The 13,678-nt window shown below is 39.3% G+C and carries 10 protein-coding genes; 3 read left to right on the top strand and 7 right to left on the bottom strand.

The window, feature by feature from the left end:
• Positions 1 to 202: 202 nt before the first annotated feature.
• Together hcp and L4C37_RS04340 are read left to right on the top strand one after the other, a co-directional pair.
• Positions 203 to 1,864 carry a hydroxylamine reductase gene (hcp, locus tag L4C37_RS04345; protein WP_429767977.1) on the top strand — a complete coding sequence of 554 codons (1,662 nt, stop codon included), beginning with the start codon at positions 203 to 205 and terminating at the stop codon, positions 1,862 to 1,864.
• A gap of 142 nt (positions 1,865 to 2,006) precedes the next feature.
• A complete protein-coding gene (locus L4C37_RS04340) occupies positions 2,007 to 3,074 on the top strand; it encodes an FAD-binding oxidoreductase (RefSeq protein WP_429767976.1) in 1,068 nt (355 codons plus the stop codon).
• Between the two features lie 167 nt (positions 3,075 to 3,241).
• Here the strand turns inward: L4C37_RS04340 and L4C37_RS04335 are convergent, their stop codons facing one another.
• The 4 genes from L4C37_RS04335 to L4C37_RS04320 all read right to left on the bottom strand — a co-directional run bounded on the left by L4C37_RS04335 (position 3,242) and on the right by L4C37_RS04320 (position 9,176).
• Positions 3,242 to 5,248 carry a methyl-accepting chemotaxis protein gene (locus L4C37_RS04335; protein ID WP_429767975.1) on the bottom strand — a complete coding sequence of 669 codons (2,007 nt, stop codon included), beginning with the start codon at positions 5,246 to 5,248 and terminating at the stop codon, positions 3,242 to 3,244.
• A 516-nt stretch (positions 5,249 to 5,764) separates the two neighbouring features.
• A complete protein-coding gene (locus L4C37_RS04330) occupies positions 5,765 to 7,201 on the bottom strand; it encodes a glyceraldehyde-3-phosphate dehydrogenase (RefSeq protein WP_429767974.1) in 1,437 nt (478 codons plus the stop codon).
• A 482-nt stretch (positions 7,202 to 7,683) separates the two neighbouring features.
• Positions 7,684 to 8,727, bottom strand: coding sequence for a porin family protein (locus tag L4C37_RS04325; RefSeq protein ID WP_429767973.1), 1,044 nt, complete (start codon positions 8,725 to 8,727; stop codon positions 7,684 to 7,686).
• Positions 8,724 to 9,176, bottom strand: a complete 453-nt coding sequence (locus tag L4C37_RS04320; RefSeq protein ID WP_429767972.1) for a hypothetical protein — start codon at positions 9,174 to 9,176, stop codon at positions 8,724 to 8,726. The genes L4C37_RS04325 and L4C37_RS04320 overlap by 4 nt, the downstream gene beginning before the upstream one ends.
• Positions 9,177 to 9,341: 165 nt before the next feature.
• Between L4C37_RS04320 and L4C37_RS04315 the strand changes: the two genes are divergently transcribed.
• Entirely contained in the window at positions 9,342 to 11,930 is a 2,589-nt protein-coding gene (locus tag L4C37_RS04315) for a hybrid sensor histidine kinase/response regulator (protein ID WP_429768042.1), read from the top strand.
• A gap of 164 nt (positions 11,931 to 12,094) precedes the next feature.
• On the opposite strand, the gene L4C37_RS04310 is transcribed toward L4C37_RS04315, so the two are convergent.
• From L4C37_RS04310 to L4C37_RS04300, 3 genes are all read right to left on the bottom strand, one after another.
• Positions 12,095 to 12,331: a hypothetical protein gene (locus L4C37_RS04310; protein WP_137373723.1), complete on the bottom strand. Its 237-nt coding sequence runs from the start codon at positions 12,329 to 12,331 to the stop codon at positions 12,095 to 12,097.
• 161 nt (positions 12,332 to 12,492) lie between these two features.
• Positions 12,493 to 13,119, bottom strand: coding sequence for a D-Ala-D-Ala carboxypeptidase family metallohydrolase (locus L4C37_RS04305; protein ID WP_273296814.1), 627 nt, complete (start codon positions 13,117 to 13,119; stop codon positions 12,493 to 12,495).
• Between the two features lie 144 nt (positions 13,120 to 13,263).
• Positions 13,264 to 13,578, bottom strand: coding sequence for a DUF496 family protein (locus L4C37_RS04300; protein ID WP_137373725.1), 315 nt, complete (start codon positions 13,576 to 13,578; stop codon positions 13,264 to 13,266).
• Positions 13,579 to 13,678: the final 100 nt, after the last annotated feature.

The raw sequence follows: 13,678 nt of genomic DNA, 5'->3' as shown, positions 1-13,678 counted from the left end.
TTTCAGGTCTTTTTGACTTTAAGGTGTTTATTTGATGTCATATTTTGTAGTCATAAATACATACTTAAAATAGGGTTAAATATATAATTCCTTTTAAATCAGAAAGTTAAAGTTTGGCACGATTGATGCTCTATAGGGCTTGTAAATAAGTCACCGCAAGCAAAGTACTTGTGGTTAATAAAAATTACTGGAGCCCATTTCTATGTTCTGTATTCAATGTGAACAAACCATTCAAACCCCAGCTGTTAAAGGCTGTTCTTTTTCTCAAGGCATGTGTGGCAAAACATCGGAAGTTTCTGATTTACAAGATGTGCTCGTGCACTCTCTTCAAGGTGTTTCTTTTTGGGCTAATTTAGGCCGTACTTGTGGTGTAATTGACACAGAAATCGATGAATGGGCACCTCGTGCATTTTTCGCAACATTAACAAATGTGAACTTTGATCCTGCACGCATTATCGAATTTGCACAGCAATCTCATGCATTTAAACAACGACTAGAAGAAAAAGTAAGAGCGGCAGCTGTTGTAACTGGCTTTGAAATTCCAGAACTTTCTCCTGCGGCGAAATTCGATCTTCCTACCGATTCTGCGGAACTGCTCGCGCTTGCGCCTCAAGCGGCCGTTAACCGTGGTCATGAATCACAGCATGAAGATGTAATTGGTTTACGTTTATTGTGCTTGTACGGTCTTAAAGGTGCGGCTGCTTACATGGAGCATGCTCTGGTTCTTGGTCAAACAGATGAAGCTATCCAAGGTGAGTACCATGAGATCATGGCTTTCCTAGGTAAAGACCCAAGTGATCTTAAAGAGTTATTAGATACATCAATGCAAATTGGTCTAATGAACTACAAAGTAATGGAGATGCTAGATAAAGGCGAAACCGATACTTTTGGTCACCCAGCGCCAACCGCTGTAAATGTTAAAACGAAAGCGGGTCACTGTATTTTGGTTTCAGGGCATGACTTGCATGACCTTGAAAAAATCCTTCAACAAACTGAAGGCAAGGGCATTAACGTATACACGAATGGTGAAATGCTTCCTGCACACGGTTACCCAGAATTAAATAAGTACCCGCACCTTGCAGGTAACTACGGTAGTGCATGGCAGAATCAGCAAAAAGAATTTGCTAACTTCCCAGGCGCAATCGTGATGACTTCAAACTGTCTGCTAAACCCAGATGTGGGTCAGTACCGTGACCGTTTGTTTACTCGTAGCATCGTTGGTTGGCCAGGCGTTGCTCACGTTGAAGGTGATGACTTCAGCGATGTGATTGAATGTGCTTTATCTCAACCAGGCTTCAAGCATGATGAAATTGAGCAAATGATCACTGTCGGGTTTGGTCGTAATGCCTTGATGGAAGCCGCACCTGCTGTGATTGACCAAGTGAAAGAAGGTAACATCAAACACTTCTTCTTAGTGGGTGGTTGTGATGGTGATAAATCAGAACGTAGCTACTACACAGATTTCACGACTCAAGCGCCTGAAGACACACTTATCCTGACTTTAGCTTGTGGTAAATTCCGATTTAACAAGAACCAATTTGGTGACATTAACGGTATTCCTCGTCTTCTGGATGTGGGTCAATGTAATGATGCTTATTCTGCTATTCAACTGGCTTTGGCGCTGTCAAAAGAGTTCGATTGCGGTATTAATGAATTGCCACTGACTTTAGTCCTTTCTTGGTTTGAACAAAAAGCGATTGTTATCTTACTGACATTGTTTGCACTTGGCGTTAAAGGTATTTATACCGGCCCAACTGCACCTGCATTTTTAACTGAAAACTTGCTTGAAATTATGCAAGCTGAGTTTGATATGCGAGCAATTTCTACACCTGAGCAAGATCTTAAAACAATCTTAGCGGCGTAATGAATCAGCCTCGAGGCAAAGATAAGTACTTTCATGAGTGCTTGTTTAAGCCCCGAGGCTTTTTATATTTACGTATTTAATAAAACCTATTTTCACTAGCTGATTATTAGGCTGGCTATTTCTTTAAAAGGTGTTCTGAATTATGTATGCATGGTCTGAAAGTGACTCTATCTCATTAGTTTGTCTTAAAAAGTGGTATGAAACTGAAGATACAGTAAGCTTCGAACTTGGTAGTGTTCCACAAGATCTCAAATTTAATTTTAAACCGGGGCAGTTCATTACTCTTGGCCTGCATATGCCTGAGAAACTGGATTACCGAGCATACTCCATTAGCTCTCGCCCAGATGAAAACCGCTTAAAACTGACAGTGAAGCGAGTTGAAGGTGGTTTGGTTTCTAACTTCATTATTGATGAACTGGATGAAGGTGATGAAGTTTCAGTGTTGAAACCAGCTGGTGGCTTTAACTGCATTGATTGTTTGCCGTCCAATACTAATAAAGTGACGCTTGTGAGTGCCGGCTGTGGCATTACACCTGTAATGGCAATGGCGAAATACTGGCTTGCTTCAGACAGTAAAATCGAAATTGATTTTATCCATATGGCGAGAAATAAAAGACAAACGATTTATTTTGAAGAGCTTAATCAACTTAATGAAGAGTTCGATAACTTTCACTTAAAGCTGTTACTAAAAGACAACCAAGATACTGCATTTCCTCAAGGCCGATTAGATAAAAATTGGTTGGTTACACTGAGCCCCGATATTTTAGATAGAACCGTTTATTTGTGTGGTCCAATTGGATTTATGCACGATATTGAAAGCTACTTGAAAGAGCTCGAATTTAATATGAGTAACTTCTACCAAGAAAGCTTTACGCCTGCTGAATCATTGAGCTGTGACATTGAAAATAATGAAGAACAAGCAACTGAACAGAATGCAGCAAGCGGTTCAGTAAATGTATTTGTTCCTGCATTTGGCGTTGAGCTTGAAGCTGAGCAAGGTAGCCCATTGATTGATTCACTTGAGAAAGGTGGTGTACCAGTAATTGCAGCTTGTCGAAGTGGTATCTGCGGTTCATGCAAGTGTAAGGTAACGAAAGGCTCAGTCACTTCAACGAGTATAGAAACATTAACTGATGAAGAGATAGAGCAAGGTTATGTACTTGCCTGTTCTAGTACCATTAATGCAGATGTAGAAGTGTCACTAAACTGATTCTATGATTTGGTGCTTACCTGTTAACGAAATACTGAAATAGAAAAGGAGACCGCTGTGATCTCCTTTTTAGTTATTTTGCTTTTGGTGATATGGCCGTTTTGCAACGACAATCACTGTCGATTTAAATGGCTCTCAATTATCAAAGAAGCTTTGATGTTAGAAAGTTAGCTCACTTTGAACTTACTAATGGTTTCTGTCAGCTTATTAACGGTTTGGTATTGAGAGTCAATACGCTCAACCATTTCGTTAGTGCTATTCACGCCACTTTCGGCCAGTTGATCAACCGCGACTGTTTGTTTGCTGATTTCGCCAGAGGCAGCAGCTTGCTCAGATACCATAGAAGCAATTTCACGAGACTGACTGTCTATTAGTTCGATTGCTTGTCGGATGTCTTTCAGTTTTTCATCAACAGACATAATCGTTTGTACGCCAAGTTCGGTTTTAGAGCGACCCACTTGCATTGAATCTACAGCATTACCTGCGGATTCCTGAAGCGTTGAAATAATGCTTTCAATATCAACTGTTGATTCTTGCGTTCTTTGAGCAAGTGTTCGTACTTCATCGGCTACAACCGCAAAGCCGCGACCTTGTTCACCCGCACGAGCAGCTTCAATTGCTGCATTCAGTGCTAATAGGTTCGTTTGGTCTGCAATACCGCGAATAACTTCAAGCACGCTACTGATAGAAGAAGCGTTATCATTCAGAACTTTAACCACTTTTTCAGACTTAGATACGTCTTCATAAATGTCATTCATTAACTGAGTGGCTTCACTTGCTAGATTTTGCCCTTCTTGAGAACGTTCAGTCGCGCCAGATGCTTGCTGTTGAGCATTATTCGCGTGATCAGAAATACCATGAATGGTCTGAGTCATTTCATTAGCCGCCGTCGCTATTTGCTCGATGTACCCTTTTTGATGAGAGATATTAGAGCGAAGCGTGTTGGCAAGACTATTCAGTTGAGTGGAATCATCACTCACAGCATGACTAGCCTCAAGGCTAGAAATTGTCGTGCTTTGAATGTCGCTAACAAAGTTGTTGAAAGATTGGCTTAGTTTACCAAGCTCATCATTCTTCTCATATTGCAGGCGTTGTGTCAGATCACCTTCACCATTAGCAATATCATCCATAGCGGACACCACTTCACGTAAAGGTCTTGATACGAAGTAGTTAATTAGCGCAAATAAACCTAGAGCCGATGTAATTAAGAAGACTGCAATAGTCAGTAAAGTTGTCCAGAATGTTGCTCGAATCGGTTCAGTGATTAATGATTTAGGCACCATGAAACCAATACGCCAGTCTAAAGCCATTGTGTTATCAACAATAGATTCAGTGTGCACAACGTAGTCATTACCTTCGAAAACCACTTCGCTGCTGAATTCATCATTCGCAACGGCATCTTTCGATAGTTGAGTAAAGCCACTTGTGTTACCAAAAATTTGGTCGATATCAGACAGGGACGGTAACTTTGACATATCAATCTGATTGTTATCATTAAAGGCAATGATTCGACCGTTTGAGGAAATTAAGAAGCCTTTACCCACGCCGTCATACTTCATTTGATCAATCAGGTCTTTTTTGATCACTGTACCTAGAATATCAATACCGAGTACGCCAACTAACTGACCACGGTTATTTTTTACTGTGGTTTTGATTGAAGTAACAATGCTTCCATCATTTGCATCAATTTCAGGTTCGGTAATGAATAGGCGATCTTTACTTAGGGCTTCAGACCACCAAGGTCTTTTACTCGTATAGTAAGTTAAATCGTTGTAGCGACCGTTTATATCAAAATACTCATGAGTACTTGCTGGCGCAAAAAAGACTGATTTGATGTAAGAGTCGTGTTTTGAAATGCTTTTAAATGATTGAACAATTGACTGATAGGCTTTGTCTTCTGAGATTTCGGAGCCGCGTTCAGTATAATTTTTGAACCAATCGGTAAGAGAGCTTGTTGAAGCTAGGGTTGTTACAACACGAGAGCGTTCACGAAAGAATTCTTTAATTGAACTCGCGGTGTTGTCTGTAACTAGCTTGAGTTCTTGGTTCACGCTGTTTTCGACTGTTGCATAACGTGATTGGAGGGAGAAGTAACCACTAACAACAGAAATAGAGAGGAGTATTAGGGTGGTTGCTAGAATCACCTTTTTTGCGATTGTATCATTTAATCTCATGGTTTTTCCTTTCACTTGAGAGGGCATTAAGAGTTTTACTTAAACTCAAGTTTTTAAGACATAACGACCTGTTAGGTCGCGATTTTTAAGCACAAACCCCTAAATGCAAACGTTTGCTACAATACAATGGCTGGAAAATCAGTCAAGAACCTATTGCATATATTGTAGCTTAAATAACATTTCAATTATTAAGGTTAATCTTCTTTGTATCGTACAATAAAAACTGGACCTCGTATGATGGTTTTGTTGTAGGAAATGGCTGATAATTGGTCAAAAGTGACTCGATTTATTTTAAGTAGTGTCTGTTTCTTTGCCTTACTTACATAATGTTCATATATAAAAAAACCGCTCAACTAGGAGCGGCGAAATGGGGGAGCTGTATTTAAACGACTCAATAACAATCTCATGGGGTCGAGTTACTATTGAATCTGTTTGAATACAGCAGTACTTTTATCATTATTATGTTGTGGAGCCTGTGACATAACTGCTAATTACTTAGCGATTCATACCGTTATTTTAGGTGCTAGGGTACGTTTTGTAACGAACGCCCATCATTTGTTCCATGCAGTGTACAACTTGGCAGCTATAACCGAATTCATTGTCGTACCAAATGTAAAGAACGGCGCGGTTGTCTTGAGCAATAGTCGCTACACCATCCACTACACCAGCGTGACGTGAGCCCACTAGGTCAGTTGATACAATCTCAGTTGAATCTGTGTAGTCAATTTGCGCTGAAAGCGGAGAAGTCAGTGCCATCTCACGTAAATAGCTGTTTAACTCTTCTTTATCTGTCCCATTTTCTAGGTTCAAATTAGCTACAGCCATTGAAACATTTGGCGTTGGAACACGAATTGCGTTGCCCGTTAGTTTACCTGCCATTTCAGGCATTGCTTTAGCGACGGCTTTTGCTGCACCTGTTGAAGTGAGGACCATGTTTAATGAAGCAGCACGACCACGGCGATCACCAGAGTGGAAGTTATCGATAAGGTTTTGGTCATTAGTGAATGAGTGAACGGTTTCGATATGTCCTGAAAGTACGCCATATTTATCGTGAACGGCTTTAAGTACTGGTGTAATGGCATTTGTGGTGCAGCTTGCTGCGGAAATGATGGTGTCTTCAGGTTGAATAACATCTTCATTTACCCCGAATACAACATTTTTAATATCGCCTTTACCTGGAGCGGTAAGTAAAACCTTCTTCGCACCATTACATGCCACATGCTGACTTAGACCTTCAGAGTCGCGCCATACACCTGTGTTATCAACAACAAGCGCGTTATTAATGCCGTAAGTGGTGTAATCAATATCTTCAGGTTTGTTAGCGTAAATCACCTGAATATAATTGCCGTTCACAATGATGGCTTTTCGTTCTTCATCAACAACAATGCTGCCGTTAAATTGGCCATGCACTGAGTCACGACGTAGCAAGCTTGCACGTTTTTCTAAGTCGCCTTTTTTGCCGCCACGTACAACAATCGCACGTAAACGTAATGGATAACCAGGGCCGCTTTTCTCAATAAGCAAGCGAGTCAATAAACGACCTATACGACCAAATCCATAAAGCACAACGTCACGAGGTTCTGTCATCGCTTCGCCATTTAACGACTCTAAAAGTGCAGTTTGTAGGAAATCGTCTAAGCCTGTGGTGTCTTCTCTATTTTCCCAGAACATGTGAGCTAGGCGACCAATATCAATACGGCACGGAGAAAGGTCCATATTGAGTAGATGTTGAATAATAGGTTGAGTTTGTTCAGGTGTAAGAAGTGAGCCTGTGTAACGTTTTGCTATGCGGTGAGCTTTAATTATGTCGATGGTGGTTGCATTAACCAGGGTTTTCCCAAAGAGGATAACTTCTACGCCTTTTTGACGATAAAGTTGACCTAAAGTAGGCGAAATTGATTCAGCAATCGTTTGGCTAGTTTGCCAGTCTAGAAGGTGCTTTTCAGGGCTCATCTTAACTCGGGACCTTTTTCACGTTATTGGGTGCATTATGGCGAGTGTAGGGTTGCCATAATGCATGGGGGAATTAAATCATCACGGTGACAGTCTTAGTGCTGTTCTTTTTTATAACTAATGTCTTAAAAATGAATGGTTTAAAGCTAATGATTATATGCAGTGTCATAAATGCACTAATGAAATCCATTAGCTATCAATCATTCTGAAAACGTCCTGTATTGGGATGTTTTTATTTTGTAATTTTTATGTGGCGGGATTGTAGGGTATGAATTGTTATTCTGCTAGTAAAATTAAATGAAGGTGAAATGACTGAAATATTGTAATTTTCTGGGGTTATAAGGTGGTTTTTACGTAATTATCGATGTTGACATTTATAGATGTAGAGACTTAATTTTTGATGAAAAGTACTAACATCAAAGTTGAATGCAACAATTACAAATTCAGCCGACTTTGCAGGTGGTGCAGATCTCAACTTCAACTTAAAAGGTAAACGATAATCCAATGGAATAGACGTTTACATTCGTTTGTATCTTTTGAGTTGGATTTTGCGGGATTGTAAAGTGCCCACTGATCGATTCTGTGCGCCCCCAAACATGCTGCCATTCAATATAAGTGCTTACATTGGCAAGTAGAGAGTATTTTGCACCAATCAGTAATGATTCATTATCCCTTAATTTTCTACGCTGGCTGTACGTGATGTACGGGCTCCATGAATCAAATAGGTAATTAGCACTGAAATACCAATTGCTATGAATGTCCTGGGATAATATGACTTCCGACATTAGGTTTAGGTTCCCTAGCAAGTAATTCGCTCCTAGTGTGAATAGCTCAAGATCTTGATAGCCAGTCACTGATGGGACTAAGTCTTGTTTGTAGTTTGCGTGCAAATAGCTCGCTCTAAAATGGATGTCATCTAAATTCAGTTCTGCTGTGACTCCTATAGCATCTCTTGATGTTATGGTTATATTTTTTCCTTGAACGATTTCACTGGTTTCTTTAGGTGTTGCTCCAAATGCAAGAAGGCGTAAGTGTGCCTCATCATTTATCCAGGAGCTCCACTCTATGGATGCGCCATCAAAATAAGTAAAGCCGAATACGCTGTTATAAACATCTTGAGGGGGACGAAGCCAAGGGTAGGCTTCAGACACATAGTAATATTCTGAAATCATGAACAAGGGAATACGTAGTCGCCCCAGTTTGGTGTTTAACTCACCATTTCGATATGCAACATAAGCCCATTCTAGGCTGGGGTCAGAAAACTCATCATTAGGTGTTTTGACTAGTTGTACAGAGCTTCTAAGTGCATTGTTGATCTCCCAGTCTAACTGAATGCCAAAAGTAGTATCGCAGTCAAAACACCACTCATCATTAATATTCAATTGATAAAACGTTGGAATCTCTTGGTCGGTGACCGTCGCACTTTGTGTACCAAAGCCACTTACTCTAAAGGTATCCGTTACATCAATCGCAGCGACTGATATCGAGGAGTAGACAGCCAACAAGAGTAGAGATGCTATCTTCATAACTCTTCCTTAATTTTTATTATATATAGTATTTTTACGTGGGTAGGCAATTGTTCTATAGGGTAATAAGCAATGCCTGTAGGCGTGCTTTTAAGCCATATAAGCACACTTTCTAAGTCCTCACTTTGCAATTGGAATGGGGCTGAAGCTCTGCCAGAAAAGCTTTGCTTCGCCCAGATAGATTGCATTTGTGATGGGTTTTTATTGAGTAAAGAGAGATAAAAATTTTTTCTAAGGTCAGATTTGGGAGGAAGATCCAGTAACTTAATATGATGCTCTCCAATACGGTCTATTTTGCCTCTGTATAGCATTTTAACCTGTATGGATTTCAATTGAAGAAGCTCTGAATTCATTGATATCACAGCGTATTCTTCGGCCTTAATAGCAGAAGATATTAAAATTGCTAACAGTAACGTCGGAAGAACGACTAGAAGCGACCATCTTGTCATTTATATTTTATTCCAAAGTCCATTTTGAACAATTATTTCTATTTATTGACTACTATTAACATAGGCTAGGTACAATTACTTTCAAGGAAGGGAGTGATTATTATAATGATAAATGTTTCAATTAGGCTTCGACTCATAATTCTTTCTACAATTTCTGTATTAATTATATTTGGCTTAACTGTTAATGAGTTTTCTAAAAATAAGAGTAAAGTTGACGGGTATGAGATAACGCAGATAAAAACAGAATTGTTACAACTATTTGGATCACTTTCTAATAGTTCATACCATTTATTGACCAGCGAATCAGGTATGGCTGAAAGGGAAGTTCTTCTTGATGAGATTAACACTACCCTTCAGGAGTTTGATAGAAAAAACAAACAATTGTTGTCTTATCAGTCTCAACTGGAGCTTTCTTCTGAAATTGAAGAACTGATAGATATCGTGAATGAAATGTCGGGAGCTTCCATTCAGGAAACTCGATCAGTGGGAGACTGGTTTTTTGATGTATTACAAGAAACCTTAAATGAAATAATAAAAATTAATGCAAACATTACAAATAATGATATTTCAAAGTCTGAGCAGCTTTATTCAGATTTAAGTCAATTTGTTTTTTGGATGCAAAAGGAAGCTTGGCATAGCTTTTGTTTATATATCGATCCGCAATCAAAGAGTTCTGGAATTCTTAATTACCTTGGTGCAGTCGAGAGACAAGAACAATATTTAGAAAGGTTCTTACAGTTTGGTGCTACCTCGCATCAAACCAGTGAATTGCTTAAAGTGTTTTCTCAAAGTGATTATCAAGAAAGCCTTCGTATTAGAAGCCGTATTTTGAGTGAAAATGCGCAGCCCAGTGAAATCTATGACTATGTTAAAAGTCTAGAGCAAAGACATGAAAATATTTTCGTTGTTATTGATGGCTATACTGAAAGCCTAAAAACACAATTACTTGATCGAATTAAAGAGCAGAAGAGAAACATTTTATTCATGACTTTGCTGCTTTTGAGTTCGGCAGTGTTAGTCATTTCACTTGGTTATAGCACTTCATTACGGATCAATCGTAAGCTATCTATTATTCTACATGGAATGCTCAAAAGAGATGAAGATGATAAAACACCGAAAAAGATAGAAGTTGAAGGTAATGACGAGCTCGCCATTTTTGCTCACGCTGTAAATAAAATCATGCTTAAAGAACAGCAGCATACTCTTGATCTAATTGAGGCTAAAGAAGATGCTGTCTCTGCCAATAAAGCGAAAAGTGCTTTTTTGGCAAATATGTCCCATGAAATCCGAACACCACTCAACGGTATCATCGGCATGGCAGAGATCTTATCTCAAAGTGATTTGAATGTGAGCCAGAAAGAAGTGCTTGCCGATATTGAGTCATCTTCTCACGCGTTACTCGTGCTATTGAATGATATTCTTGATTTATCCAAAATCGAATCGGGTAACCTGACATTATCGCCAAATTCCTCCGATTTACGAGAGGCGGTATATGACTCAGTCAGTGTCATTCTGTCTAAAGCGATCAGTCAGAATGTAGAATTAGAAATTAATATAGATTCCAATGTTCCCCCTCAATTATTTTTTGATGAGCACAGATTAAGGCAAGTACTGACAAACCTATTATCTAATGCGATCAAATTTACGCCTTCCGGTACTATCATCACTTCGGTGACTTATATCGCACTATCTGATTCGCAAGGGATGGTGGAGTTTCATGTATCTGACACTGGTATCGGCATTGAATCTGAAAAACTCGATTCTATTTTTGAACCATTTACTCAAGAAGATGGAAGTATTACTCGTCAGTTTGGTGGTACTGGTCTTGGTCTAGCGATTTGTCGCCAATTAGTGGAACTTATGGATGGCAAGATTGAAGCAAACTCCATTAAAGGTATAGGTTCTACATTTAAATTCAATATTTCTGCGGATGTGGTGGAAAGCCGTGAGAAAGTGCTGGAACACCTGAAAAGCGCAGTGATCATTTCTAATTCATTTAGTTATGTGAGTCAGTTACATAAAGAATGTGAGAGAAATGGTATCACAGTTGAATTGTTTCCATCAGTGAAGAATTTAGAAAGCGATAGTTTAGATTATGATTTCATTCTGTACTGCCACACCATGCATCATTCACTCAATAAAGATCTTGAAGAGCTACATTTAAAGTACCCGCAACAAAAAATTATCGTATGTCAGCATCACTTATTTAAAACAAATGTGATTCATGAAGCTGTACATTCAACTCATACTTTACCTTTTCTCGGTAAGCGCTTTTTCAACAGTCTAGTTGCATTGGATGAATATAAACCGCAGCTCAAAGAGCATCTGAATAATCAAAAGGCTGCGATTGGGAGTGATCTAAACCGCCGTCCACTTAATAGGAAAATATTGATCGTTGAAGATAACTTAATGAATCAAAAGATAGCCAGTTTTTTTCTAGAGAAAGCGGGGTACGATTATTTAGTGGCGAGTAATGGACAAGAAGCGGTTGATGCAATTACTCAAGGTGGGCAATTTGATGCGATTCTGATGGATTGTATGATGCCTGTCATGGATGGTATTACTGCGACACGTGCAATCCGAGATTGGGAAGTCCAGCAAGGTCTTGGAAAGCTGCCAATCATTGCACTAACTGCCAGTGTGCTAGATGAAGATATTAAGCATTGCTTTGATGCAGGAATGAACGCGTATTTGCCTAAGCCTTATAAGTCACATCAGCTCTACGACTTATTTAACACGCTGCAACTAGCTTAAACTGATTTGCTGAATGGAGCGGGGCTATTTCGTATTTTTCATCAGACTGATCAAGATGAAAAATCAAGTAAGGGGTTAAGCCAGCATTTATACCATTATTTGCACAGAGGTATTTCTGCTGGCTATTAACCAAACCGATCTGGAAATTATCTATTTAGCTGAACTTACCGAACCTCTAACCCTAGGTTATATTGAGCCAAACAGCGTGTGACATAACTGATTTTCAAAAAAGCTGCAATTAAGATCGTGCTGATGTGAGCTGCGATTTGTACGGGTAAAGAAAACTTGTCTGCTAATGGGTATGCCATAATCACGCTTACAAGCATGAGCGTAGCAGTTAATAGCAAAGCTATGTTCGATACAGATAAAAGAGTTTGAAAGCGTTGTGTTGAGCTAGACATATTAATCACCTAAAGATAATGATAACTACTATTATTCTTATAGCGATATTCGTGCCAAAAACCTAAATTGATTTAGATCAATGTTTTAGGGTTTTTCTTATGACTTATTGAGTCAATAAGACCTTACCTGTAGTGAGTCCAATTGACCCTTTGGTGTTTTTTTACCAGCTCCTAAATCCACATGTGTCTATGTGAAAGCGTACTCCGGAATATAAGCCTAAGCCCACATTGTACTCTTGCCCTACTTTAGCGTGGATAGCTTTCAGTTTTGTGTGCAGATCAGACCGGCTAATATCTTGTGAAGGAACAAGATCTAAAGCGCAAAAGTTTAGGTGTTTGCTCCGTAGTGCTCCTCCCGCTTGTTTATTATAAATATCAGTCCGCTCACCTGATACAGGAATAACGATACCAAGTTCGGGCTCTATGTACGTTTGAATAAACTTCAGCGTATTAATCATATTAGGAAGATGTTGCGCGTTTGGCAGCGTGAACAAGGTTGTATTGTTCATTACCCAGTCGGTGCCTTGTAATAGAATCAAATGCAGTGGCATTTTTGTGGTTATACCAGCCTCTCTTAACTGTGTACCAATCTTCAGCACTTTGTCTTCAGCATGATTGAGAAGAATCCAGCCTCTGAATGCGGCTCTGGTGGGCACTTTATAACCGTGAATATCAACAACTAAATCATCATAGGTCATTTCCATGTCGTCGGTTTGAAGCTTTTGTAAAGCTTCAGAATGCGGTTGTGTCGTAGTAAGAAGTAGTGCTGCCAATAGATGTGAAAACATAGTCTAGCTCCTTTAGAGATGTAGAGAGTATAGACGTTGTTTAGAATTGACTGAGGAGGTTAAGTAGCTGGGTTTAATTAGCAAGTAATAAAAAACTCACGACTAATCGTGAGTTTGTAAAATAATCGAACTAAGGGAAGTAAACTACTTCTTGCCTTGAGTTTGCTTATCTTCTTCTGTTAATTCGCGAATACGGCGGCTGATATCACGACGCGCTTTAGAAATTTCAGCGCTCTTGATGATGTGGTCATCAACACGATCTTCGTAATCGGCTTTCATATTTTTAATGATGCCAAGAATGTCATCATGGGTCATTTCTGGTTTGATGTAATCCAGAAGGTTATCAAGTAGATCAACACGCTTACGGTTGTCACGAACTTTCTTTTCGTTGTCTAGCAATTCACGTTTAAGTTTGTTTTTACGACGTGCTTGGTTCACGATTTCAAATACGCTGCTCATAGATTCCCTTTTCCTAATCTTGATAATACGTTGTCTGTCTTTGATTAAAACACATCAAATGGCGATGTAACAGTCTTTAGATCAAAGCAAAAGTAAGGTT

The sequence above is a fragment of the Vibrio kagoshimensis genome, assembly GCF_050337535.1.
Taxonomy (GTDB): Bacteria; Pseudomonadota; Gammaproteobacteria; order Enterobacterales; family Vibrionaceae; genus Vibrio; species Vibrio gallaecicus.
This window is presented reverse-complemented; position numbering and strand designations above follow the sequence as displayed.

What these genes read in the sequence shown, in the direction of transcription:
- L4C37_RS04310 (WP_137373723.1), bottom strand. Translation starts at nt 12,331, where the DNA reads ATGTCTAGCTCAACACAACGCTTTCAAACTCTTTTATCTGTATCGAAC.
- L4C37_RS04300 (WP_137373725.1), bottom strand. Translation starts at nt 13,578, where the DNA reads ATGAGCAGCGTATTTGAAATCGTGAACCAAGCACGTCGTAAAAACAAA.
- L4C37_RS04325 (WP_429767973.1), bottom strand. Translation starts at nt 8,727, where the DNA reads ATGAAGATAGCATCTCTACTCTTGTTGGCTGTCTACTCCTCGATATCA.
- L4C37_RS04305 (WP_273296814.1), bottom strand. Translation starts at nt 13,119, where the DNA reads ATGTTTTCACATCTATTGGCAGCACTACTTCTTACTACGACACAACCG.
- L4C37_RS04340 (WP_429767976.1), top strand. Translation starts at nt 2,007, where the DNA reads ATGTATGCATGGTCTGAAAGTGACTCTATCTCATTAGTTTGTCTTAAA.
- L4C37_RS04335 (WP_429767975.1), bottom strand. Translation starts at nt 5,248, where the DNA reads ATGAGATTAAATGATACAATCGCAAAAAAGGTGATTCTAGCAACCACC.
- L4C37_RS04320 (WP_429767972.1), bottom strand. Translation starts at nt 9,176, where the DNA reads ATGACAAGATGGTCGCTTCTAGTCGTTCTTCCGACGTTACTGTTAGCA.
- L4C37_RS04330 (WP_429767974.1), bottom strand. Translation starts at nt 7,201, where the DNA reads ATGAGCCCTGAAAAGCACCTTCTAGACTGGCAAACTAGCCAAACGATT.
- hcp (WP_429767977.1), top strand. Translation starts at nt 203, where the DNA reads ATGTTCTGTATTCAATGTGAACAAACCATTCAAACCCCAGCTGTTAAA.